This window comes from Ruegeria sp. CDSA034, from assembly GCF_059612275.1.
The window spans coordinates 53,642-76,197 of sequence record NZ_JBXWQH010000018.1 but is presented as its reverse complement, the minus strand read 5'-3'; the positions used below and the strand labels follow the sequence as shown (position 1 = coordinate 76,197).

Annotated in this window: 22 protein-coding genes and 1 pseudogene; 13 read left to right on the top strand and 10 right to left on the bottom strand. The window is 55.1% G+C overall.

Features of this window, described 5'->3' with window-relative positions:
- Nucleotides 1–597: 597 nt before the first annotated feature.
- From AC2FLJ_RS21430 to AC2FLJ_RS21415, 4 genes are all read right to left on the bottom strand, one after another.
- The gene (locus AC2FLJ_RS21430) at nucleotides 598–1,722 is read right to left on the bottom strand and encodes an SLC13 family permease (protein ID WP_496707545.1); all 1,125 of its coding nucleotides are present in this window, start codon (nucleotides 1,720–1,722) and stop codon (nucleotides 598–600) included.
- Nucleotides 1,664–1,906 (bottom strand): hypothetical protein, encoded by a 243-nt coding sequence (locus AC2FLJ_RS21425; protein WP_282121201.1) that lies wholly within the window; start codon nucleotides 1,904–1,906, stop codon nucleotides 1,664–1,666. The genes AC2FLJ_RS21430 and AC2FLJ_RS21425 overlap by 59 nt, the downstream gene beginning before the upstream one ends.
- A gap of 245 nt (nucleotides 1,907–2,151) precedes the next feature.
- Nucleotides 2,152–2,598, bottom strand: a complete 447-nt coding sequence (locus AC2FLJ_RS21420) for a hypothetical protein (RefSeq protein ID WP_282121129.1) — start codon at nucleotides 2,596–2,598, stop codon at nucleotides 2,152–2,154.
- On the bottom strand, nucleotides 2,595–3,020 hold the full coding sequence (locus AC2FLJ_RS21415) for a hypothetical protein (RefSeq protein ID WP_282121130.1): 426 nt from the start codon (nucleotides 3,018–3,020) through the stop codon (nucleotides 2,595–2,597). The genes AC2FLJ_RS21420 and AC2FLJ_RS21415 overlap by 4 nt, the downstream gene beginning before the upstream one ends.
- A gap of 326 nt (nucleotides 3,021–3,346) precedes the next feature.
- Here AC2FLJ_RS21415 and AC2FLJ_RS21410 point away from each other — a divergent pair, with 326 nt between their 5' ends.
- From AC2FLJ_RS21410 to AC2FLJ_RS21380, 7 genes are all read left to right on the top strand, one after another.
- Nucleotides 3,347–3,616: a hypothetical protein gene (locus AC2FLJ_RS21410; RefSeq protein ID WP_299665506.1), complete on the top strand. Its 270-nt coding sequence runs from the start codon at nucleotides 3,347–3,349 to the stop codon at nucleotides 3,614–3,616.
- Nucleotides 3,617–3,659: 43 nt separating this feature from the next.
- Nucleotides 3,660–4,046 carry a hypothetical protein gene (locus AC2FLJ_RS21405; protein ID WP_282121132.1) on the top strand — a complete coding sequence of 129 codons (387 nt, stop codon included), beginning with the start codon at nucleotides 3,660–3,662 and terminating at the stop codon, nucleotides 4,044–4,046.
- Nucleotides 4,043–4,249, top strand: coding sequence for a hypothetical protein (locus AC2FLJ_RS21400; RefSeq protein WP_298854938.1), 207 nt, complete (start codon nucleotides 4,043–4,045; stop codon nucleotides 4,247–4,249). Before AC2FLJ_RS21405 ends, AC2FLJ_RS21400 begins: the two co-directional genes overlap by 4 nt.
- Before the next feature lie 996 nt (nucleotides 4,250–5,245).
- On the top strand, nucleotides 5,246–6,379 hold the full coding sequence (locus AC2FLJ_RS21395; RefSeq protein ID WP_233494631.1) for an N-acetyltransferase DgcN family protein: 1,134 nt from the start codon (nucleotides 5,246–5,248) through the stop codon (nucleotides 6,377–6,379).
- Nucleotides 6,376–7,494, top strand: a complete 1,119-nt coding sequence (locus tag AC2FLJ_RS21390; RefSeq protein ID WP_282170941.1) for an alanine/ornithine racemase family PLP-dependent enzyme — start codon at nucleotides 6,376–6,378, stop codon at nucleotides 7,492–7,494. Before AC2FLJ_RS21395 ends, AC2FLJ_RS21390 begins: the two co-directional genes overlap by 4 nt.
- Before the next feature lie 165 nt (nucleotides 7,495–7,659).
- Nucleotides 7,660–7,797 carry a hypothetical protein gene (locus AC2FLJ_RS21385; protein ID WP_282121136.1) on the top strand — a complete coding sequence of 46 codons (138 nt, stop codon included), beginning with the start codon at nucleotides 7,660–7,662 and terminating at the stop codon, nucleotides 7,795–7,797.
- 338 nt (nucleotides 7,798–8,135) lie between these two features.
- Nucleotides 8,136–8,324 carry a hypothetical protein gene (locus AC2FLJ_RS21380; protein WP_113788272.1) on the top strand — a complete coding sequence of 63 codons (189 nt, stop codon included), beginning with the start codon at nucleotides 8,136–8,138 and terminating at the stop codon, nucleotides 8,322–8,324.
- 78 nt (nucleotides 8,325–8,402) lie between these two features.
- On the opposite strand, the gene AC2FLJ_RS21375 is transcribed toward AC2FLJ_RS21380, so the two are convergent.
- A complete protein-coding gene (locus AC2FLJ_RS21375) occupies nucleotides 8,403–9,137 on the bottom strand; it encodes a Crp/Fnr family transcriptional regulator (protein WP_496707542.1) in 735 nt (244 codons plus the stop codon).
- A 154-nt stretch (nucleotides 9,138–9,291) separates the two neighbouring features.
- Between AC2FLJ_RS21375 and AC2FLJ_RS21370 the strand changes: the two genes are divergently transcribed.
- The 3 genes from AC2FLJ_RS21370 (at nucleotide 9,292) to AC2FLJ_RS21360 (ending at nucleotide 12,815) form a co-directional block, all read left to right on the top strand.
- The gene (locus AC2FLJ_RS21370; RefSeq protein WP_282121138.1) at nucleotides 9,292–9,534 is read left to right on the top strand and encodes a hypothetical protein; all 243 of its coding nucleotides are present in this window, start codon (nucleotides 9,292–9,294) and stop codon (nucleotides 9,532–9,534) included.
- Nucleotides 9,535–9,564: 30 nt separating this feature from the next.
- On the top strand, nucleotides 9,565–10,794 hold the full coding sequence (locus tag AC2FLJ_RS21365; protein ID WP_496707540.1) for a fatty acid desaturase: 1,230 nt from the start codon (nucleotides 9,565–9,567) through the stop codon (nucleotides 10,792–10,794).
- Between the two features lie 248 nt (nucleotides 10,795–11,042).
- Nucleotides 11,043–12,815 (top strand): SLC13 family permease, encoded by a 1,773-nt coding sequence (locus tag AC2FLJ_RS21360; protein WP_496707538.1) that lies wholly within the window; start codon nucleotides 11,043–11,045, stop codon nucleotides 12,813–12,815.
- Here AC2FLJ_RS21360 and nhaA read toward each other — a convergent pair.
- From nhaA to AC2FLJ_RS21340, 4 genes and pseudogenes are all read right to left on the bottom strand, one after another.
- Nucleotides 12,812–14,167, bottom strand: coding sequence for a Na+/H+ antiporter NhaA (gene nhaA, locus AC2FLJ_RS21355; protein WP_282121140.1), 1,356 nt, complete (start codon nucleotides 14,165–14,167; stop codon nucleotides 12,812–12,814). The two genes, AC2FLJ_RS21360 and nhaA, sit on opposite strands and share 4 nt — an antisense overlap.
- Nucleotides 14,168–14,538: 371 nt before the next feature.
- Nucleotides 14,539–14,868, bottom strand: coding sequence for a class I SAM-dependent methyltransferase (locus AC2FLJ_RS21350; protein ID WP_496707536.1), 330 nt, complete (start codon nucleotides 14,866–14,868; stop codon nucleotides 14,539–14,541).
- A gap of 66 nt (nucleotides 14,869–14,934) precedes the next feature.
- The gene (locus tag AC2FLJ_RS21345; RefSeq protein WP_299665490.1) at nucleotides 14,935–15,486 is read right to left on the bottom strand and encodes a recombinase family protein; all 552 of its coding nucleotides are present in this window, start codon (nucleotides 15,484–15,486) and stop codon (nucleotides 14,935–14,937) included.
- A gap of 130 nt (nucleotides 15,487–15,616) precedes the next feature.
- Nucleotides 15,617–17,014 (bottom strand): annotated as a pseudogene (locus AC2FLJ_RS21340) (Tn3 family transposase); the annotation flags it as partial.
- Between the two features lie 92 nt (nucleotides 17,015–17,106).
- On the opposite strand from AC2FLJ_RS21340, the gene AC2FLJ_RS21335 reads away from it, so the two are divergent.
- Genes AC2FLJ_RS21335 through AC2FLJ_RS21325 form a run of 3 tightly spaced genes read left to right on the top strand, consistent with a single transcriptional unit; the run spans nucleotide 17,107 to nucleotide 19,921 of the window.
- Nucleotides 17,107–17,790, top strand: a complete 684-nt coding sequence (locus tag AC2FLJ_RS21335) for an IS6 family transposase (RefSeq protein ID WP_496707534.1) — start codon at nucleotides 17,107–17,109, stop codon at nucleotides 17,788–17,790.
- Nucleotides 17,791–17,826: 36 nt separating this feature from the next.
- A complete protein-coding gene (locus AC2FLJ_RS21330; protein ID WP_496707532.1) occupies nucleotides 17,827–19,101 on the top strand; it encodes an oligosaccharide flippase family protein in 1,275 nt (424 codons plus the stop codon).
- Nucleotides 19,088–19,921 (top strand): sulfotransferase domain-containing protein, encoded by an 834-nt coding sequence (locus AC2FLJ_RS21325; RefSeq protein WP_496699203.1) that lies wholly within the window; start codon nucleotides 19,088–19,090, stop codon nucleotides 19,919–19,921. The genes AC2FLJ_RS21330 and AC2FLJ_RS21325 overlap by 14 nt, the downstream gene beginning before the upstream one ends.
- 324 nt (nucleotides 19,922–20,245) lie before the next feature.
- On the opposite strand, the gene AC2FLJ_RS21320 is transcribed toward AC2FLJ_RS21325, so the two are convergent.
- Nucleotides 20,246–22,276, bottom strand: a complete 2,031-nt coding sequence (locus tag AC2FLJ_RS21320; protein ID WP_496707530.1) for a polysaccharide biosynthesis tyrosine autokinase — start codon at nucleotides 22,274–22,276, stop codon at nucleotides 20,246–20,248.
- Between the last annotated feature and the right edge of the window lie 280 nt (nucleotides 22,277–22,556).

Sequence of the window (22,556 nt, the reverse complement as noted above, 5' to 3'; positions counted from 1 at the left end):
GGCATTCTTTACCCGCATAGCCCTGAGTTCGATCGGTTTTTGCTAGCTTTCGTTGGTGAGGATCGGAAGGGCAATGCTGTTACGGTACTTTCGGCCCTTGCAAGGCTAGAACTCGAACCTTGGGAAGAGGCAGATCCCGATTTATTGGATGCTGATTGCACTCATGGGCGCTCTGATGCTTGCGCGGATCTTTTATCTGGCTCAAGCGGGCTAACCTGCGTCAGTACGAAGGCGCTCTGAAATCCGTTAGGTGACATGTGTCCGCTGTGTATTTGGTTGGCATTTTTTTTGAGTACCTGAGGGGCGCGGGGAACATGGAGCTCCCCAAAAGGGCTGTATGAGTCTCGTGCTTCTTATTCTCGGACCGTCCAGGAAAGGACATTCCAATGAATGATGAAGACCAGAGTCTGGAAAACCACACCGTCAAGCACATGGCCTCCGTCAAGGCCGCTTGGGACAAAGCGCCTGAAGGTCCAAAAAGGCGACGACATTGAAACACTATGCCAAGGTATTAGTCTGGTAGCCAACAGGCGTAGCAAAGTTTGTACTCGCCCCAAGTATCACCGCAACAACAAAGGGCCGCAGGTCAATGCCGTACTATTCGGCAGGGCCGATTGCGAACGGGGTCACCACGACGGCAACAGCGTTATTGGTGACTGCTTCGGTCAGCACCAAGGACAATAGGTAGACCGCAGCAAGCGTTACAATTGGAGGCATTCCGTCTAGTGCCGGGGTTACGCTTTTGACGATCAGGCCAACGGCCCCAGAGTTTTGAAGACCTATCCCCACAATCAACATTGAGAAGATCAGGACAAGAACACCTGCGTCGATGGAACTCCAGGCCTCGTTGCTGTCGATGCACCGCAATACGAGGATGGTCGCAATGGCGATGAGAGCAAGCACACTGACCTCGGCTATCCTAGCGGCTGCAAGGACCACGACCACACACCGCGCCAGGAGAGCGAGCGGCGCTTTCTCGCGGCGGAAAGCGCGGCCTCCGGCATCCGTGATCGCTGCGAGATCGCCAGCCTCGGTCATCTGCGCAAAGCCTTCAAGTGTTCCCTCCAAAAGCAGCGTATCAGCCGGACGCAGGAGTGCCGTTGACAAGTCAGGTCCAATTGTTTCCCCGTGCCGGTGGGCGCCAACAACGCGCATGCCATAGCGAGTTGGGCAAATTCGCACACCACGACTTCGACGGGAAAGGGTAACGATAGCCTCAGCGACTATCAGGTCGATGACGGTCTCGGGGACTGGTCCTTGACGCAAACTAACTTCGCTACTTTCGATCCTACGGAGGGTGAGGAGTTCCGATGTCGTCACCTTGGCAATGATCTTGTCACTTGGCTCGAGAACGTGCTCATTCAGGCGATCGCGCTTTACCCCGGATCGCGACCGGACACCAATGATCTCCATGCCTCGCCGGTTCAGGTCAAAAATTCCGCCCATGCGCTGACCCACGCCCAGATAATCCTCCCACGGACGAAGCTCTGTGAAGAAGGCTGTTTCATTGTCTGCGCCCAGTCGTGCAATATCCCCGCGATCGGGCAAAAGAAAAGGCCCGAGCATGAGTAATGCCAAACCGCCCGTGGCTGCCGCAACCAAACCGACCGGAATAATTTCGAAAATTGAAAGGGGCTCGATTCCCGATGCCTGCGGCACACCATCAACCAGCAAATTGGTTGTATTCCCGATAAGTGTGCAAGTTCCTCCAAGAACCGCCATGTATGATTGCGGGATCAGCAGGCGTGTTGCGGCAAAAAATGAGGCTTCGCGCCAATCGAATGGCCACCGGGATTAAGACAATGACGACCGGCGTGTTGTTCATCATCAAATCTGAGGCGATTAGGTACAAAGCCAATATTTGGGCAGCTATCAGAAAGACCGAAAGGAAATCGAGTATCAACATATTGGTTTTTCCTTTCACAATGCGCAGTGGCTGGTGCTTTGGACCCGATGCAAACACACTCCTTCAGGAAAGGAGGAGGACATGCCCGAAATCTGCGAGATCGACGCCCACAGATTGCACTGCGCCGGTGCTCGAACATGACAAGGCATTTAAAACCTGCACAGGTCGTACCAGCAGTTATTTTCTTCATCTCTATCAACTGTCGCCGATCTGCAAACCTTGTTTCAGCCCGCGGATTGGACGGATCAGGACCAAACGAATTTGGTGAGCAATTCAGTCGGGATCACGGGTGTTTGCTGGTGCGAAATCCTAAGCCAATTGTCCTCATCTTGCAAATATGTGGACGCGCAGAGTGCCTCATAGATCGGCACGCCGGCCTTCTCGGCCGAAACGCGATACGCGAGCATTGCAATGCTGCCGCGAAGCGTCGTATTGCGGTCGGTCATCACAACAGATCGCCAGCCTGTATTCCGTTGCAAGTGGTCCCAGACCTGTTCGCCTTGAAGGATGCCGGGCGGAAAGGGAAAGATCATGACGGCGTTCTGTGCAGTCGTCGCGCGCGCGCTATCTAGACCACTAGTCCAGAACCTCTCCTCAAGGCTCCAAAGGAACGCGTCTTCGATCGCCGACGTGACCTCAGGTCTCTCAATCGATCGCCGGTGGTCCACGGGCGCTTGATGGGCAGAGGTCATTCGTCTGATCCTGGCGAATTGATGAACAGCATTTGTATCAGGACGAAGACGATCGCGAGTATCGTCCAGATTGCACCGCTGGACACCAAGCGACCATTGGCAACTGTCGAGCTCACCCGCGTCAGAGGAGTTACTCGTGGGCTTTCCGGAAGCAACAGGCTCAATTCCTGCGCGACGGCATTGTGGTCCTGCTTTAGCTCGGGAACGTCCCTGAATTTCGAAAGGAGGATCTCAAGCCGCGCGCAGGCTTCTTCCCGCCGCAACTTCACGAGTTCGGCGGTTTCGTTCCAGGGATCGAGGCCAAGACGTGCAAGCGCCGAGAGAACCGTCACGACATATCCGTTCCGGTCTTCGCCGACAGGTGCATAGAGAAAGCGTTCGAATTCAGGTGGGCGAGTACCCAGTGCTTTGTTTTCAGCCATCTTTATTCTCCTCTTTTATTGACGGTCAGCTCTTGACCAGTACGCACCGGGCAAAACGAAGTTCTGGACGCACACAGGTGGAGCATTTTCAGATTTAACCAATTTTACGCGATCGCTCGTCGCGGTGCCCTTACACAGGTCAGTCCAGTTGGCGGTCCAGGGGCCTTCGGTAGATTGCATTCCGGTGGCCGAGACTAACATGCGTCAGCGCCCGTCGAATGATCATGAGATACAAGGAGGGAGTTCGTTCGACCATGTAGCCCCTGGAATCTGGTGGTGAGTGACAATGGCGCGGGAAAGACCCGCAGACAGTCTGGAGGTCGGGGATGAGCACGCGATCGTCGAGATCGATGGTGACTTTTGCCAATGCGTTTGTATTGCCGGGCTACTCGGACGAGCTGGCCGCAGGCGAATATGAAATCGTCGTCGAAGAAGAGCTTTTGCAAAGCCTCAGCTTTGAGGCCTTTCGCCGGACTGCGACCTACTCGGTCGTCCATGGGAAAGGGAGCCAGATTGGTCGCACCGAACAGCGTCCAATTACCGAGAAAGACCTAGAAACGGCGCTGCGCCGGGACCGGCGCATTGACCCAGACTGAAAAATGATAGCGAGGCGGCGCTTTCTCCGCTGGAGGATTCGAAATGAACACTCCTGAATGGCTGAAACCTAGCATCTATGGGGCCGTGATCGGTGCGGTCTTTGTCGGTGTGGTTGGATTTTCATGGGGCGGTTGGGTGACTGGCGGAACCGCAGATACCAGAGCGACGGCGATGGCTCGAAACCAAGTCATAGCGGCGATGGTGCCGGTCTGCCTCGATATGGCACGCGTGGATCCGGATCGGGTTGCACATATTGACACTATTCGAAAAGCCACAACCTACAAACGCCGCGATGCCGTCATGGAGACAGGCTGGGCAACCATTCCGGGCACGGATGTTCCGGACCGTGACATCGCTCAAGCTTGTCTTGCCGGCCTTGACGTCGACAAGCCGCCGGAACGCGCGGAAAACACGGTGGAAAAGGGATGAAACATGCCACACCAAAACCGTTGGCTGAAATGGCGCTGCAGAAGCTGTCTTTTGTGATGACGATGGCCGTTCAATCAGCGGAACTGACGGGACACCCTATCCAAACTATCGAGAACGAAGACGTGCCACCACTACGAGACGAACGGCCTGAGTCGTGGCGCACCCAACAGGACCTTAACAGGGCAACTGAAACCCAAGAATAAAAGCCGATGCCATTAGGTCAGAAGGGAGCCAGTTATGACACCTAGAAAATTGCCCAAAAAGAAACCGTCAGAACGGCTTTCGGTAAGAATGTACATTCTGGCTGGTATCTTCGCGTCATTCGCATTCCCTGTGTTCGCACAATCTGCAGACGCCCTCATGCCTGAGAATGCACACTCCAGGAGTTACGGGGACGGATGGGAATGCGACCGATCCTACCGGATCGAAGACGACCTTTGCGTCGCCATTATAGTCCCTCAGAATGCTTACGCAACAAACAGGACCTATGGCAGGGGCTGGGATTGTTTGCATGGATTTCTAGAAGAAAATGGCCTGGCTTGTGTCGAAGTACCCGTACCCGAAGGCGGATATCTCGCCTCTTCAGGAAAAAGTTGGCGGTGCCTGCGCGGCTTCGTGAAAATTGACGAGACTTGCCTGGAAGTTGCAGTACCTGACAACGGGTACCTGTCGGGCGAGTCTTATGGTGATGTTTGGGTTTGCAATCGGGGCTATCGGGCCGAAGGTGAGATTTGTGCCCCAATCATGGTACCAGCCAATGCCTTTCTGAATGGATCGTCTTATGGGCAACCCTGGACATGCGAGCGCGGGTACTTCCAGCGAGTTGGCGCTTGTGAACCGGTTATTGTTCCCGAGAACGCTTACTTTGACGATGCCTCCCATGGACAAGGTTGGAAATGTGACCGCGGGTATGCGGAAACTGCCAGTGGATGCGTTTTCATAGACTTACCGGCCAACGCCCACTTGGACAGGGCCGGAAACCGCTGGGAGTGCCACCGAAATTTCCAGCGATCAAAGGGCGTTTGCGTTCTGAACAACTAACGCGAAGCCTGCTGATCCCAAATCAGGCGTCACTTCGTTGACCCTGGTGGCTTCATTGTCCCGGGTTTGGCTCGACATAGAAAGGAACAGACATGAAAACGGAAGATCATTTAGCGCAAATGAAGAGACCGGTCGCAAGAGCAGCACAGGCGCCGCCGATGGAACTCTCAATTTGTCCAGATAACCCTCCTAAGATAATCTCTTATGACGCTCCAACCGCCACCGTCTATTGTGAAGGGAATTTCGGCAAGACTGACGGCAAGACTGCAAACGGTCTAGTCCGGTTTTCGCAGGTCTTTCGTGTTCTGTCAGTAATTGACAGCACTCTAGAAGGGCGTGACAGCGGCGAGGTTCTCGATGGTATCGACAACGGCATTCCAGTGCATGGCGATCTTAGCGCGGCCATCGCTCACGAAGCGGTAGCCCCAGACACTCTGATCTATGGAATGGCACCGTCCAGTGGTACATTGTCCACGGCAGACAGAGGCGTTGTTCTGGACGCGATTTCGTCAGGCATGAATATCGTCAGTGGGCTACACGAATATCTCGGCGACGATCTCGAAATTGGCTCAGCCGCCCAGTTTGGATGTGTTACCATTCGGGACATTCGGAAGCCGCAACCTAGCAAGAACATGCGTCTGTTTGACGGCTGCGTTGCAGATGTTGAAGCGATCCGTATCGCTGTGTTGGGCACTGATTGCGCAATCGGAAAGCGGACCACGGCAACTTTGCTGGCGAATGCCCTGAATGAACGGGGGATCAAGACGGTTTTGGTCGGAACCGGTCAGACCGGCGTGATGCAGGGAGCCAAGTATGGTATTGCCTTGGATGCAGTGCCGCCTCAGTTCTGCTGTGGCGAGCTTGAGCGTGTCATTGTTGCGGCATCCGAAAAGGAACAACCAGATGTCATCCTAATTGAAGGCCAAGGCGCGCTCAGCCATCCGGCTTTCTGCACATCAGCATTCATTCTTCGCGGTAGCCAGCCACACGCCGTCATTCTGCAACACGCCCCCAAACGGACCCACCGTTGCGATTTTCCCAACATGCCGATGCCCGATCCGCGCCTCGAGATAAAACTTATCGAAGCTTTCGCCAAAACGAAAGTGATTGGTGTCACGCTCAATCATGAAGGAATGACGAACACCGAGGTGGAAACAGCCATCAGGGGCTTTTCACGCAACTTCTGTCTCCCAGTGACTGACGCTCTGCTCCGACCAGCGGCGCACTTGGCAGAGTTGGTTCTTTCTGCCTATCCCCAGTTGCGGCCATTGCCGCGTGTGGTTGCCGAATGACGACGCCGCGGATCGAAATCGACTTGTGCAAGATCCGCCAGAATACGCGCTTTCTGGTGGACCGTCTTGCTTCGCACGGGATCAGTGTGACAGGCGTGACAAAGGCTGTTTGCGGTGACCCAGCCGTCGCCCATGCCATGCTAGAAAGCGGCGTTTCCCAGTTGGCCGATGCCCGGGTCGCGAACGTAAAGCGCATGCGTTGCGCCGGCATCATCTGCCCAATATCCATGATCCGCTCTCCTTTGCTGAGCGAAATCGATCAAATCATCGAGACCTGTGAAACCAGTTACAATACAGAGATTGACGTTATCGCGGAACTTTCCGCAGTCGCGCTACGCAATGGCGAGGTGCATGGCGTTATCTTGATGATTGAGATGGGAGATATGCGCGATGGGATAATGCCAGAAGATCTTGAGCGTATCGCGACATTGGTGATGAAGATGCCTGGCGTAGCTCTCAAAGGTATTGGTGCCAACTTCGCCTGCCTGGGCAACATTGCTCCAAACGCTGATGCAATGGATGTCGTAACGACGCTCGCATACGAAATCGAGGGCGCTTGCGGCCCATTTCTTGAGACCGTATCAGGAGGCAGTTCCGCCAATTTACCTTGGGCTTTGGATCTACCGACAAAGGGGCGTATCAACGAACTGCGCCTGGGCGAGGCGATCCTGTTGGGCACCGATCCCGTTTCCGGCGAGCAGATAGATGGGCTTCATACAGATGCGTTCACTCTTGTGGTCGAGGTGATCGAAACAAAGTTCAAGACAAGGCCCTTTCCCTTGCGTCTGATTGATCCGGCTCTTTTGGCGTTGCGTCTTGTGCAGGATAGTTCCAGCAAGTCCCGTTCGGTTCTTGCTGTCGGGCTGCAGGACACGAATGTTGGCGGGCTGAGCTTTCCTACGGACATCACATTTGTCGGCGCGACGAGTGATCACACTGTCACTGAAACCTCCAAATGCGCTTTGCAGGTTGGGGCCGAAATCAGGTGTCAGTTGAACTACGGTGCGCTCATGAGGGCGATGAACGCGACCGATGTCGAAAAGGTCTTTGTCAGTGAAACAACTTGGAACGGAGCTGTGATAGAACCGGATCGTGTGCATCCAACGGTGATATAGGCCGATGAGCTCAAATTGAGGCAGCATCAAATCACGATAGAGGAACCGATCTCTTGGTAGCCCATAGTAAATCGGGTCTCCAACACCTATATGTGCACTAGCCACAAGTGAATTTTATGTTCCATCGCGAGTTCGAAATACTTGTTGGCAATCAAAGGAAAAAGCGTGTCTTTCAAGGATCTGACGATCAGAGCGGCAGCGTTGCTGAATTCGAAGGCTGCTGAAGACTCAGAAGTCGAACCCAAACTCAAACCTGCCTTCATCGGCCCGGAACAGGTCAAGTCTGACCCCAAGAAATTATGAAAATCCGGTAGGTCTGAACGGTGTCGTCACGTTAACCGTCGTTCGGTTGCCGATGATATGATTTGGACGTAGGTGACATTGATGAATTCAACATCCATCAGCTACAAGCGTCACCGATTTCCCCCTCAGATCATTACCCACGCGGTGTGGCTTTATCCCAAGCTAACCTGCGTCAGTATTGCGGGGCGGAGAAGATGAGTACATGGCTTCGTGCCTGCCGAATCTCCGGCGGCACTCATTTCCGAGCAAAATAGAAGCGCGTGAAGCGTGCGGTTCTTGAAACGAGCCGCATTGCCCAGCGTTTCCTATTCTCGGAATGTCCAGGAAAGGACATTCTAATGACGCCTGAACAAACCAATGTCACCGAGAAGATGACCTCGGTCAAAGCAGCTTGTGACAAAGCACCTGCCGGTCCCAGAAAGGATCGGGCGCTGGAACACTACCAGGCTGCCGAGAAAGCGCACGAGGCGAATAACTACGACGAGACGGACAGGGAACTCAACGCGGCTGCAGAAGAGATTATCTGACTTATCTCGTCTTATTACTGACTTATCTCGTCTTAGAAGAAAATCAGGCCGCCCAAGTTTAGCGAAGGGCGGCCTCCTTCATTTCAAAAGTGAGCCGGTCTGATCCAGATACGCCGTATCGAAACCTGAAATGGCCACCAATCCGTCATAGTCGTCGAACGTCACGCGGCCGTCCTGAAAGGTCAGCAGCCGTTTTTCGCGAAGCTGCCTCAAAACACGGTTCACATGGATGGCGCTTAAGCCGAGTGCATCAGCAAGATGGTACTGCGTCAAAGGGCAAGCGAATCCTTTCTTGCTCCCCATTCCGACCAACCTCAGCCGTTCCGCCAGTTCCAAGAAGAAATGCGCCATGCGCGAATCTGCGGCGCGTCGGCCAACCCCAACGAGGTGTTCGACGACCATGGCTTCGTCCCGTGATGCTGCCCAGAGAACGGCTGCCGCCAGGCGAGGCGTTTTCTCGAATGCTTCCAGAAGGTCGCCCCCCAGAACCTCCACCGCCTGAATGTCCGTGACCGGTTCGAAACTGTGGTCGGAGGTGCGCAGAAGGACGCTGCGCAATCCAAGAAAATCCCCTGGTATCTGGAAGTCTACGATCTGTCGGGTTCCATCCGGCTGAAGCTTGTAGGAACACACCCAACCAGCGGCCAGAATGTAAGCGGCCTGATCCGACTGCCCCTGATGCACAAGATCACGCCCCGCGGTGAAGGAACGGCGGCGCAGATGCAAACGCTTCAAAACGTCCAATTCATCGTCAGACAAGGCGACGAAGACTTGCAGCTTCCGTGTCAGCGGGCTTTCAAAGATATCCGTCATCGGGGCCTCACAAGCCGGAAAAGCTCCAGGCGCAATCGTGCAGAGACTGCTTTCGGTTAGCCCAACATAGCCTTTTTTCTGCGAAGATGCTTGTGATAAGCGAGGCCGCCCGGTCGCGCGTTACTTTAACCGTTACCTGGAAGGAAGTCACAAAATGCGTAGCGAACAGGACTTCTCGGGAATGGCGGCCCTCGCAATCTGCGAGTCGATGCTGCTGGCGATGAACGATCACAAGCTTCTCGCAGAACGTGAGATCATGGGTATCCTTCGCGATGCTGCAAAGACGCATGAAACCGCGGCTGTAACTGATGGAGAGATAGAGGCGCATCGGTCCGTGGCGGTTCTCATCAACCGGATCATTGCTAGCGGGAACTCCGTTCGGAGGCCGCCGGGATGACACATAATTTCAGCGAGATAGATATCGCCCATGCCGTTTTCGTCCAACTCGAATAACGCACGGGGCCAACAGCCCGACCAGCAGGACATGCCGGGTAGCATGGGCCACCAAGACGGTAGCATCCAAACCGACATGCAGACTGCCGGATCTGCCTCGACCGCGCGGCAAGCGCGGGTCCAGCCAGGACCCTTGCCCGTCACGGGCGGGGCACCCAGCGCGGGATACCCCTCCGGTGTAACCGGTCCAAGACAGGAAGAGGCGCGGCTGACCGCATCAGACTGGACACGAACCCTGATGAAGTACCGGCAGCCAATCCCCTCTCGCAGTATTTTCGAACTGACGGTCACGCTCGCGCCTTTCGTGGCAATATGGGCGGTTGCCTGGTGGGTGCTCTCGATCAGCACCGCGTTGGCACTGGCTCTCGCGTTGGCGAATGCAGCCTTCCTGCTCCGGCTGTTCATAATCCAGCACGACTGCGGGCATGGTTCCCTGTTCCGCGACCGGCGTCTGTGCGATTGGATCGGTCGCGTGATCGGCGTTATCACGCTGACACCCTACGACGTCTGGCGCAAGACCCACGCGATCCACCACGCCACGAGCGGAAACCTGGACCGGCGGGGCATCGGAGACCTGCCGGTGCTGACAGTCAGGGAGTACCGCGGGAAGGGATGGCCCGATCGTACGCTTTACCGCCTGTTACGCCATCCGGTTTTCCTGTTCGGGGTGGTGCCGTTCTACACGTTCTTCCTGCACAACCGGCTGCCAGTACACCTGATGCGGTCCGGCTGGCGCTACTGGTTGAGTGCGATGGCGACAAATGTTGCCATAGGCCTCACTCTGACAGTGATTGTCTTGCTGGGCGGTTGGGAGGTAATGCTGTTCGTCTTCCTGCCGACGATGCTTCTGGCCGCAATAGCCGGCATGTGGTTTTTCTACGTGCAGCATCAGTTTGAGGAAACCAGCTGGCGGCACGAGGAAGACTGGAACATCCGGGACGCGTCCCTTCACGGCAGTTCGCACTACGCTCTGCCCGGCATCCTGCGCTGGATCACCGGGAACATCGGAGTCCACCATGTGCATCACCTGGCCAGCCGCATCCCGTTTTACCGTTTACACGACGTGGTCAAGGATCACGACGTCCTGGCACAGACCAGACGCATTACGCTTTGGGAAAGCTTCCGCTGCGCGCGACTGCACCTTTGGGATGAGAAAAGCCGCAGATTGCTGTCGTTTGCAGAGGCCCGGGCACTTCCCACCTGAGCCTTGCGTAATATTGCCACTGGTCAGTGAATTGGTGCGTTGGATAGGAAACTGGGAGCACCTCAATAGGACATTTGTTGCTCCACGGACGGCCACATCTGCGTCAGTAGGGTTTCTTTCTGAGCCAGTATTGTCGGGACAATTGGGCTGATTATTCAGTTGTCGCTCTATTCAGGAAGGTGGATGCTGCGACCGGCATATCGTCAGCGGCAAAGGTATGAATGAAGGAGGGCGGACAGATTGAGCTCATGGCCGACTATGAACCCTATCTTGCGCTCGCAATTGTCATCCTTCTGTTCGCAGCATTTCTTTCCGAGCGCTTCGAACCGGACGTAACCGCTGCGGGGGCCGCCGCGCTGTTTGTCGTATTGGGGTTTGTCCCCACGAATGAAGTTCTGGCAGTGTTTTCGAACCCTGCACCCATAACGATCGCCGCGATGTTCGTAATCAGCGGCGCGCTGGTCCGAACCGGGTTTCTCGACGCACTTGCGAACAAGGTTGTCGCCGCAGGGAGCAAGCGCCCGGTCGCCGGTATAGCGGCGTTTCTCATCGCGACGCTAGTCGCCTCGGGTCTGATTAACAACACGCCGGTCGTCATCGTCCTCATACCGGTGGCCATTCGTTTGGCGCAGAGCCTGGGCTTTGCCGCGACACGCCTGTTGATTCCGCTATCCTACATGTCCGTCCTGGGCGGGACGTGTACTCTGATCGGCACGTCGACCAACCTTCTGGTGGACGGCGTTTCCCAGGCGTCTGGCTTGGAACCGTTTTCAATTTTCGAGATCACACCGGTCGGTCTGGTGGCCGCGGCCACAGGCGGTGTGGCGCTCCTCCTGCTTGGACCTGTCCTACTGCCGGACCGAAAGGATATTGCGGAACAGGGCGGCGACGATAAAGCGACTTTTTTGACCGAGGTACGCCCGCAAGAGGACTACCCGAATATTGGTCGAACGATTCATGAAATCGCCGCCCTCAGCCGAAGAGGTGTTGAAATCGTCGGCATCCGTGCGCGGTCTGGAGTCAAGAGAGAGGGATTGAGTGAACACATACTCGAACCGGGCGACAGGATCATTGCCAAGGTTGCGACATCAGAACTGCTCACCCTCAGGAAACTTGAAGGGATCGAAGTCGGGTTGCGCCAGGGGCCAGAGGCCGAAAACACCTCGGAGCTGATCGTCGCCGAAGCTATCGTGACGCTTTCACGCCGAAGCCGCGGAGTGCGCATTGCCCAGCTTGCCATGGGGCACCGATACGGCATGCGTGTTCTTGGCGCCCACCGACATGGGGAAGTGCTTGGACCCGACCTGTCGACGGCGCTTTTGCGCCCCGCCGATACACTGCTTTTGGAAGGAACGCCTGAAGGCTTTGCCCGAATGACCGAGGCGGGCGATCTTGCCGCGATCACAGATGCCGGGGGGCGCGCCTTCCGCCGCGGGAAAGCGCCGCTAGCTCTGTTCGCGCTTTTCGCGGTTGTGGCGCTCGCCGCAGCCGGGTTCGCCGAGATCAGCGTGCTTGCCCTTGTCGCGGTCGCTGCCATCCTCGTGCTCCGGTGCATCGACAGCGGCGAAGCCTGGGCGTCCATCGACGCCAGCGTCCTTGTGCTGATCTTTTCCATGCTAATCGTCGGAAGCGGTATGCAGAATGCAGGAGCTGTCAACCTGATCGTGGAGACATTGGTGCCGACTCTCGTAGAGTTGCCCCTAATTGTTACGCTCGCTGCGATCTACATACTGTCTTCGGCGCTCACCGAGGCGGTTACCAACAACGCCGTTGCCGTCGTCGTTACACCTCTCGCGATCGGTGTTGCGGAACAACTCGGTGTCGACGCAAAGCCGTTCGTCGTCGCTGTGATGTTTGGCGCAAGTGCAAGTTTCGCCACTCCGGTCGGCTATCAGACCAACACATTGGTATATGGCGCAGGGAACTACAGGTTTTCCGACTTCCTCAGGATCGGCGTTCCGATGAATCTTATCGTCGGCGCAGCCGTGGTCGGGGTGATCCCGGTATTCTTCCCATTCTAGGGTATCCGGTCTTGATCTGCGGTACTTGTAGCGCATTTTGCGCGCGCTGCATGAATTGTCAGCAGGAGCAGCATGAGGATCCCGACCGTTGCGGCAATAGCTGATCCTGAGAGAATTCCAAGCTTTGCGGCATTCAGCGTCGCCGGATCGAAGGCCAAACCCGCTATGAACAGCGACATCGTGAAACCGATACCAGTTAGAAACGAGCCGGCCAGAATTAACGGCCCCGACAGGCCCGGCGCTAACACTGCCAGGCCCAATCGGACAGCTAGCCAGCTGAACCCGAAGACGCCGATCGGTTTTCCTAACACCAGGCCGACAATTATCGCTAAGGAGACCGGTTGTTCGAAATCGGCACCCTGAACCGTGATGCCGGCATTTGCCAGCGCGAAGATCGGCATGATTGCAAAGCCGACCCAAGGGTGCAGCATTGTCTCGAGCCGTTCGACTGGCGAGAGTGCCTCCGTGACCGCTCTGCTTGCTTGACGCAGGTTATGGCGGGTTGCGGTACCTCCCTGCTGCCGATAGCCGGCCGGAACGGCGCGTAGGCGCCCAAGGATTGCATGCAGCCGGGCATCGCTTACCCATATGCGCGTCGGCGTCATAAGGCCCAGAATGACCCCTGCGATGGTCGCGTGAACGCCGGAGGCGTCGATGCATAGCCAGACTGCCGCACCGAGCAGAAAATAAACCGGGACACTTCTGATCCCGACGCGCGAGGCGCCTGCGACGATACCAATTCCCAGCAGACCCAAACCGAGCGCCGACCAGTTCAACGCTTCCCCGTAACCGAAGGCGACTACGAGAATTGCGCCGATATCGTCAAAAATGGCCAGAGAAAGAAGGAACAGACGCAAGGTGGACGGGATCCGCCTTCCGAAAAGCGCCAGGCACCCAATCACGAACGCCGTATCGGTTGCCATCACGGTTCCCCAGCCGTGCGCCCCGGGCTGCCCGGACATCAACAAATGATAGAGCGCGACCGGCACCACCATGCCGCCCAAAGCGCCCGCGAACGGCAGGGCGGCCTGTCGCGGGTTTTGCAATTCGCCCAGTACGATCTCGCGCTTGAGCTCCAGAGAAAGCACGAAAAAGAAGAGGGTCATCAGCCCGTCGTTGATCCAGTGTCGCAGCGAGCGGGTGAAATCGAACGAACCGAATGTCAGGCCAATAGGGGTCTTCCAGAAGCCCAGGAAGCCTTCTTGCCAAGGCGAGTTTGCCAGCGCCAAAGCCAGCAGAACAGCCAGGAACAGGAGCCCACTCGCGGCCGCTTGGATCTCTAGGAAGCGTGCGAAGGGTTTTGTTATTCTATCGGCGGGCTCTTGGGGCAGGCTTTGATGATTGTCTATCATGGGACAACTACGCCAATTCGGGTGAAAAGAGACTACGCCATTGAAGCGTGGACGCAATGACCACGTGGATCAATGTCTGGCTATGCAGGAGCCATCCACGCAGGATATTCACCAGCAGGTTTTTCAGTTTCTGAGAAACAGACAATGCGGAAACGGTTGATTAGGCTTCACAAATTAAGGAACAGGTTAGCATCCGGCATTCATGAAGCCCCGGAGTTGGTTCTTTGTCATTTCCCCGCGAACGGCTCCGAACAATAGCTGGATCGTCACCAGAAGTCGTTTGTCAGACTTCGGTGCTTCGGCTCTTTCCTTGAGCCAGCTGTGACTTTCCAAAGTTCAGTCCGCTTCACTCAGAATTTTGAAACCAGCGGTCAATAGATGCGTGGACATTTCCTCGGGTGTCGCGAGATGACTGATCGAAGGTTCTGAAGCCTAAGGTGCCGGATACAAAACTCACCGCCTTCTCCCTGCAAAATGTCATAAATTCTAAACCTTGCGCCGGATTTGAGAAAACGTCGCGCCTCGGCATAGACCGTAGCCTTTTCCGGGACGTTCATAGCGACGTGAACTGGAACCGCACCATCGAAATGGCTGTCGGGAAAAGAAAGGTCTGTTGAATCACCCTGAAGGAACACGGTTTTGTCGCTCAAGTTGACCCCTTCCGAAATCTCGTTTGCCGCATCGTATAACTCTTGCGTCAAATCCAACTTCCTTGGCCGGTATCTTCGATCCGAAGACTTCCACCGCGCGAAACGCGAAGGGCTGGTTCAGACGTCTGTATCAGCAAGCGCCCGGTATACGGTCATTCTTGAAATCCCTAGTTCACGCGCGATCTGGGCTTTTGCGGTGCCCTCGCTCGCCAATCGCCGGATTTCCTCATCATCTACGGATTTCCGCCGCCCCTTGTAGACACCTTTACCTTTGGCGGTGTCGATCCCAGCACGCTGACGGTCGCGGATAAACTTCAGCTCCATATCGGCGACCATACCGAGAACGGTGATGACCATGCGACCCATATCTCCGGCGGTGGTTACGTCCGGTTCAAGAACACGAAGTGATGCGCCCTTGGCGTCCAGCTCATATACCAAGTTCAGCACGTCACGCGTGGAACGACCGAGGCGATCTAGGCGATGCACAACCAGCTCATCCCCTTCGCGCAGAAATTCTATCACTGTAGCCAATTCAGAACGGTCATCACGGGAAGCACCAGAGACTGTTTCGGATCGAACGATCTCACAGCCTGCTGCTCTCAGCGTGGCTTTCTGGATATCAAGATCCTGGCTTGATGAGCTGACGCGAGCATATCCAATCTTGGGCATAGCAAATTGTCACATTAGGGTGGTTCCCACTCTGATAATGTAACAATATGCTGTTGACTACTCATTTGTGACATCTTGGCGTGCCACATCACCCTGTCTCCTGCGGGTGTACCCTTTTGTGACGCACGGATCAGGCGGCCATTGCTCCGAAGTCGATCCGCTTGTGTAGGTCAACATCGAACCGGCCATAGGGATTGATGTGGGAATAGATCAGTGGCGTGAGACCGTGGTAATCCCGCTCAGACAGGCGGGTTGCCCATCCCGGTTCTGACAACACGGATTGCACCATGCGCGTGTTTACATAGACAAGGGATGCCTGAAGCAGATGCAAAGCATGGGCGGAGATTTCCTGATCGGCAATCCGGTTGCTGGAAATCTCGCCGCCTTTGCCAAAGAACACGAAACCATTGGCGCTGTTCCAGTTCTCCACCACATTCAGCCCTTCATGAATCTCGCGGCGGAAATCCTCGGATCGAAGATAACGACATAGAAAGATGGTCTTGATCGCTCGCCCGAGCTCAGCGAGAGCCTTATAAGTTGGATGCATCACATCAGCGCGGGCGAAACGACGCAGGATGGCTTCCGGATCGGCCGTGCCGTGCTGCATGGCCGAAGCGTATTTGACCATTTCGTCGTACTGTCTTTCGATCTCGGCCCAGTCAACAGTGCCGGACAGGATCGGTAGCAGGTTGGGCAGTTGTCCCCGCATTGCGGAATTCGGTAAGGCCAGCTTTTGTCGGGCGATGGCCTTCAGACGCGGGGCCAGTTCGAATCCAAGAAGATGACAGAAGGCGAAGCCGATGGCACTTTGGCCGTGGCTATCAACATACTGGCGCTGGATCTCCATGTCGGTGCAATGGCGCAGAACCCCTTCGATCATCGCGGCCACTTCGGATGATGAGCAGCGTTTCAGCTGGGAATAAATACAAGTTGCCTGCCGTTCTACATGCCAATAGATCATGACACCGCGCCCGCCATAGCGTGCGTGCCATTCGGTCATCAGATTGCGATCCCAGGCTCCGAACTTGGTGGAATCCGCCGCGCAGGCGGTTCCCGCATTGCCCCAAACTGACGGATTGCGAACCGCCAACGTGGCATCTGCAACCTTGGCCGCCGCTGCCCGAAGAGACGCGGGATCGACGTAGCGGCGACGGATATGCAACAGCTCATCATAGCTGATTTCCGGCGTGCCAGCAGCTACACGTTTCAAACCGGCATTGGTGCCCAGGCCGTAGAGGCAAAGCAGCAGGCGTTGATCCCGAATATTACGCGGCAGTGCTTCCCGGCTGGCCGACGTTTCAAATGCTCCCAGAAAGCCTGTGTCCAGCGCGGTTTCCTTCAGCGCATCCAGCAGCCCGGTCATGGGCCACCGTCGACTAATCTCTGATTTAAGGCCGATCAATCCTTTTGGTTCTGGTGCCGGGGTGAAAGGTGTAATGCTAATGCGGTTGTCGCCAGACCAGCGCAGGCGCGCCTTGTCATTGCTGGGCAGCGAGGCGTTGAGTTGGCGCAACTCATACTCCAACTGGGATGTGTCGCAAACTTTTTGTCTGGATTGACGAGCCCGCAGGTTCCAACGTTTGTTCTCGTCGAATAGTTTTTTTAACAGGTTGTTTGAGCATGATCTCATTGAAGGGCTGTCATTTCCCCAAGGATGCAGTTTTGTACGCTGTTTACTTCTATCTGCGGTACACTGTGTCCTATCGGGATTTGGAAGCGATCATGGCTGAGCGCGGTGTGCGAGTGGACCATGCCACATTGAATAGGTGGGTTGTGAAATACTCGCCGATCGTCGCAGCTCGTGCGCAATCAAAGAAGCGTCAAACGCTGAGTTCATGGCGCATGGATGAGACCTATATTCGTGTTCGCGGCAAATGGATGTACCTCTATCGGGCCGTCGATAAAGCTGGGAATACTCTTGATTTCATGCTGTCCGAGCGCAGGAACCGTCCAGCAGCAGCCAGTTTCTTTGCCAAAGCGCTGTCGTCAAATGGAATCCCGAGCAAGATCGTCATCGACAAAAGCGGTGCTAATGCGGCAGGCATTCGAGAGGTGAACAGGATCCTGAAGCGGTTCGGCTGCCTAGCCAAAATCCAAACGGTCAGGTCCAAGTATCTGAATAACCTGATCGAACAAGATCATCGATTTATCAAGCGTCGCGTACGGCACATGTGTGGGTTCAAATCGTTCAGTTCCGCATCAGCTACTTTGGACGGCATAGAGGTCGCCAACATGATCCGGAAGCGGCAATTCCCCAGCAATACGACGTCTGGCTTCCAGCTATTCGCCGAGATCGTAGGATAGGTGTGTCCAGTAAGTCGCTGACTTTGGCCGCTCCAAATGTTTGCGACACATCCGGCGCTGATGGGTATCCTTGTAACTATTGTCATGACCCGGATTCTTGGTCTTGCTCAGTTTGGTCTTTTCTCTTTCGGTCTGGCCGTGGCTACCGGGCTTGCGATTCCGACGAAAAACGGCGTAACAGAGCTTGTCGTGCGCGAGGTTTCCCGAGCGGCTGCCGCAAACGATCCAGCAAAACTGCATGGCGTTTTACGTTGGGTTCTCCTTTTCAGCGCGTTCTATTGCGCCGTGGTCGGTGGAATCGTTGCGTTCGTCGCCATAACGTTCTTCCCGGCCAGTGATCTCGCGTTTTCAATTGCCATTTCAACACTGCTGTTGCCCGGGTTCTCCTTGATTGGAAACTGGTCCGGCGGTTTGCGCGGCTTGGGAAAGCCAGTGGCAGCGCTTTTTCCCGATACGGTGCTGCGTCCGGTCATTCTGATCATAATTTCACTCATCCTCAACGTATTGCTACCCGGAGCGATGACGGCAACCCATGCTACCTTAGCAATGGTTGCAGCAGTGTCTTTGTCAGCTGCGCTTAATCATTACCTATTTTGGCACAAAGTTCCTGCCGCGCTTGCTGCTACTGGGAACGCGAAGATTGAACATCGTGCGTGGCTACGATCTGCCCTACCATTTACTGCTATCGGCGGCGTGCAAGTAGCGACAAGGCAGGCAGATCTGATCCTACTTGGGCTCTTGGTCGGGGAAACGGCGGTTGGCATCTATCGAATAGCCCTGCAAGGTGCAATGCTGGTGGCTTTTGGATCGCAGGCGGTGAATGTTGTGCTGGCCCCGCGTATGGCGCAGCTGCGCGAAGGTCGAAACCAGGACGAGTTAGTCGTCCTACTGCGTACCAGCATCGTATTGTCGCTTTGCGTGGCGGTGCCAGGGCTGCTGATTTATGCGGCCTTTGGCGAACAGATATTAGCCTTACTCTTTGGAACAGATGCCGTTGCTGCACTTATCCCCCTGTTGATCCTTTCGGCCGGCAATACTTTGGCTATGCTAAACGGCGCCGTCATCCCCCTGCTCAATATGACTGGCAACGAGAATCGTACTCTCATGTCGTTTGCACTGGCATTGGCGTCTACCATCGTGCTGAATTTGGCACTCATTCCGTTCTATGGGACGAACGGCGCTGCCATGGCCGCATTCCTGGCCATCGTTGTCTCAAGTCTTGCACTGCGGCACGCAGCGATCACTAGTCTTGCGATTGATCCGCCTACCACTCTTTTCAGACAAAGGGCTCCTGAAAATGATCACGCCTAAAAACCCAAAACCTACTGCGCTTGTGGTGGGTCCGATGAAATGTGGCACAAGCTGGATACACGAGTATTTCGAAAGTCGCAGGGACATCTGTCTTCCAAGTGGCGTCAAAGAGACGTTTTACTACGACAGGTACCATCACCGTGGGTTGGCATGGTATGAAAGACACTTTAGGCATTTCGCCCCCGACCAAAATGTCGCAATCATCGAAGTGGGTCCTTCGCTCTTTCATGCCTCCGGCACCGCCGCCCCGAAGATTTTCGAAGAATTAGGCGATATTCCGATTGTTGTGACTCTGCGCGATCCGGTAAAGCGGGCATGGTCGCATTACCAGCATATGGCCCGTGGCTACACAAAGCTTCCCGTGCATCAAGCCGTGCAAAAGTTTCCTGAGATCATCGAAGCAAGTCGGTATTCTAAGCACCTTCCAATCTGGAAGGCGCATTTCAGCAGGGTCACCGTTCTACAACAATCAGATCTTGCCGAAGATCCTGACGGTTATGTAAAGACACTTTCGAATGGGCTAAGTTTGCCGATCAAAGACGCTGGAAATATGGCTGAGCGGCGTGTCAATGAGGCGACGGCGCCCAGATCTTATGTTCTCGCGCGTATTGGGCGTTATGGTGCTCGTGCACTACGGTTCATTGGGCTTTACTCGGTTGTAAACGCGCTCAAAAGTGCTGGCCTTAAATCGGTTTTTTTTAGTGGCGGCAAAACGGCGAAGCTGGCTGCGACCGACAGCGATTTGAATTTCCTCGAAGAGTTGCTGGCATCTGAACGGCAGTTCGTGTCTTCGTACGTCGAGGGCACGAATTTGAAGTGATGTGTCGGCCGTGCTTAAAATTGGTTCATTGCTCATTGTATCGCTTCTGAATTGGGCAATACAGTCGCCTTCGCCTGACCAGATCTCCAGAAACTGCTCCAGCGTTCTGTTGACCATTAAAGCCCGGTGAGAGGAACAGCCAAAGTCATTGCGGCATTAATATGCTTCAGAGACAAGTGGGGCAGCTGAACCAGTGTTGGGCCAATATAGCTAGAACCATGAGTTTAATGAGTGTCGGCACCAAGGCCTCAAAAACAACCCAAGCCAGCCCGTTCAGGGGTTTACCGGCAAATCCATGTTGTGTTTCTTCTTAGGTATCGGCCGTTAGTTGCTGTAATATTTGTTGGCATACCCGCCGTATGAATAGCCGTAGTGCTTGGCGCTGCGAGCGTTGATCTGGCCCAAAACAAGACCGGTCAAGCGCTGGTTGTCAGTGTGGAAAAGTCGCATAGCTTCGGTGACATCCTGCTCGGAGGTGGCGTTCCATTTGACCGTCAACAACACTGCATCCGCATTGCGCGCAATCAGCCGAGCGTCAGATACCAACAGCGTCGGCGGCGTGTCGATCAAAATTATATCGTATATCTCACGCATCTCTTCCAAAAAGAGCCGGAATCGATCCGAAGCAATTAGATCCGCCGCATTCGCCGCAGTCTTCTCGCCAGCCAAAACATCGCAACCCAATAGCGAGTCATTAAAGATCGCCTCTTGCGCCTTTACATCCCCAGCCAGAACCGAAACGATCCCCTTCTTCGGCGCTTCCTGCAACTGTGCCGTCATCGTCAGGCGGCGGATGTCACCTTCAACCAGCAACACCTTCTTGCCGATTCCGACAAAGTTTTGCGCCAATGCCATAGAATTTGTCGTCTTGCCTTCTTCCGGCAACGAAGATGTCATCACGACAATCTGCGGTGGGCGGTCCACATTGGACAACATCAGCGAAGTGCGCAAGTTACGCACTGCCTCGGCTGCAGCGGAAGAGGGTTTGTTGACAAGATATTCCAGAACCTTGCGGCGCCCGCGAACGGGAAAAACCGGGATTTGGCCCAAAACACTGTACCCGGTTTTGCGCTCCATCTCGTGCGCCGTGCGATAACCTTTGCGCCTTGTTTCGTTCAGCACAACAATAGCAGCACCCAACAAAACGCCCATAATGGCTGAGAAAGCAAGGATCACCGGTTTTCGCGGTTCCGATGGATCGCTGGGGACTACGGCGCGTGACAATTGCCTGCTATCCGCTTTCTGAATTCCTTCCTGCGCGGCTGTCTCTTTCAGGCGTGCCAGGAAATATTCGTACAACAACCGGACCGCTTCTGCCTCGCGCCCCAGTTGTTGCAGCATGATCAAGTCTGCATTCTGCAGCGCGATACGCTCGCCCAACTCCTGAGATGATTGCGTCAAAGCCTGAACTTGTTGGGTCGCGCGCCCCGCCTCAAGCTCAGAGCGCGCAAGCAGGCGCTCAAAGGCGGTGTCAAACGCGACCTCACCCGTGTCGGATGCGTTGATCTGCGAGAATATGCGTTGTAACTGCGGGTCCTGGCTGGCTTCGACCTGGGCCGCGCGGCTATCAGCAGCTTCAAGTGCTTCATATCGCGCCTGGGCCGAGGCGCGAGTTGCTTCAGCCGAAATGCTACGTTCGCGCAAATCCTTAAGCTGAACTTCCTGTAACTGAAGCGCTTCAGGTGAGATCAACGCTGTTGTTGCATTGAAATCATTGAACTGCGCTTCGGCAGTTTCTAACTCAACTTGCAACTCGGCCACGCGCACGGTCAGCCATGCAGTAGCATGTTCCGTGGCTTCAAACTTCACTTCGATCTGGTTCAGGATGTAAAGCTCGACAATAGTGTCGGCAATCAACGCAGATTTGCGCGCCTCTTCGGTCTCGACCGTGACCGTAAAGACCAAGCTTTGCCGCACGTTTTTCACCGAAACCTTTTGCAGAATGGCCGAAACCACACCGTCCCGAATTTGCTGCTCGGCTATATCCTCGGGCACCTGTTCGCGGTCGCTCCCAACTCCAAGCAAGGATTTGATAAACTGCTTGACCCCGTCTAGCGCGGATACAGGTTGAAGCGCGGCGTTGAACTCGGGGTCCGATACCAAGTCCAGCTTGTCTACAACCTTGGCCATCAGGCCGCGCGACTGAAGAACTTGGAGCTCTGAATTGACCTCAACCGTATCTCCGGCAAGACCGCCCACCACGCTTTGAAGATCAACGACGCTGGCCTGTTCGGTTTCCAATATGACGACGGCTGTGGACCGGTATAGCGGAACAGAGGCCACAAACGCGTAATACGCGCCAAACAAAATTGCAGCTGTGGTGCACAGGGCAATAATCCACTTATCGCGCCACAAAATGCCGGCTAAAACTCCAAGGTCGATCGTGTCTTCTTCGACGTGTCGTTTATCGGGGTACGCCCGGATTTAGTCGCTGCGTCGTGTATCGGAGTTTGCTTCATATCAAGCTTAATGTCCCTGATGCCAAATATACGCAAAGCGCCTGCGCTTGCGCTCTCTACATGGCTGCGAAGCATAAATAAAGATCTCTACATGCTTTGGTCTAGACACTCAGAAACACGGCAGAAATTACCGTTTAAGTGATGCTATATCTCTAAGAAATCCACGCCGAATTAGA

Coding starts and splice junctions, on each gene's coding strand:
- AC2FLJ_RS21410 (WP_299665506.1), top strand. CDS start 3,347: ATGAGCACGCGATCGTCGAGATCGATGGTGACTTTTGCCAATGCGTTT.
- AC2FLJ_RS21375 (WP_496707542.1), bottom strand. CDS start 9,137: ATGACGGATATCTTTGAAAGCCCGCTGACACGGAAGCTGCAAGTCTTC.
- AC2FLJ_RS21345 (WP_299665490.1), bottom strand. CDS start 15,486: ATGCCCAAGATTGGATATGCTCGCGTCAGCTCATCAAGCCAGGATCTT.
- AC2FLJ_RS21415 (WP_282121130.1), bottom strand. CDS start 3,020: ATGGCTGAAAACAAAGCACTGGGTACTCGCCCACCTGAATTCGAACGC.
- AC2FLJ_RS21420 (WP_282121129.1), bottom strand. CDS start 2,598: ATGACCTCTGCCCATCAAGCGCCCGTGGACCACCGGCGATCGATTGAG.
- AC2FLJ_RS21360 (WP_496707538.1), top strand. CDS start 11,043: ATGGCCGACTATGAACCCTATCTTGCGCTCGCAATTGTCATCCTTCTG.
- nhaA (WP_282121140.1), bottom strand. CDS start 14,167: ATGATAGACAATCATCAAAGCCTGCCCCAAGAGCCCGCCGATAGAATA.
- AC2FLJ_RS21335 (WP_496707534.1), top strand. CDS start 17,107: ATGATCTCATTGAAGGGCTGTCATTTCCCCAAGGATGCAGTTTTGTAC.
- AC2FLJ_RS21380 (WP_113788272.1), top strand. CDS start 8,136: ATGACGCCTGAACAAACCAATGTCACCGAGAAGATGACCTCGGTCAAA.
- AC2FLJ_RS21400 (WP_298854938.1), top strand. CDS start 4,043: ATGAAACATGCCACACCAAAACCGTTGGCTGAAATGGCGCTGCAGAAG.
- AC2FLJ_RS21425 (WP_282121201.1), bottom strand. CDS start 1,906: ATGTTGATACTCGATTTCCTTTCGGTCTTTCTGATAGCTGCCCAAATA.
- AC2FLJ_RS21430 (WP_496707545.1), bottom strand. CDS start 1,722: ATGGCGGTTCTTGGAGGAACTTGCACACTTATCGGGAATACAACCAAT.
- AC2FLJ_RS21395 (WP_233494631.1), top strand. CDS start 5,246: ATGGAACTCTCAATTTGTCCAGATAACCCTCCTAAGATAATCTCTTAT.
- AC2FLJ_RS21325 (WP_496699203.1), top strand. CDS start 19,088: ATGATCACGCCTAAAAACCCAAAACCTACTGCGCTTGTGGTGGGTCCG.
- AC2FLJ_RS21405 (WP_282121132.1), top strand. CDS start 3,660: ATGAACACTCCTGAATGGCTGAAACCTAGCATCTATGGGGCCGTGATC.
- AC2FLJ_RS21330 (WP_496707532.1), top strand. CDS start 17,827: ATGTTTGCGACACATCCGGCGCTGATGGGTATCCTTGTAACTATTGTC.
- AC2FLJ_RS21370 (WP_282121138.1), top strand. CDS start 9,292: ATGCGTAGCGAACAGGACTTCTCGGGAATGGCGGCCCTCGCAATCTGC.
- AC2FLJ_RS21365 (WP_496707540.1), top strand. CDS start 9,565: ATGCCGTTTTCGTCCAACTCGAATAACGCACGGGGCCAACAGCCCGAC.
- AC2FLJ_RS21390 (WP_282170941.1), top strand. CDS start 6,376: ATGACGACGCCGCGGATCGAAATCGACTTGTGCAAGATCCGCCAGAAT.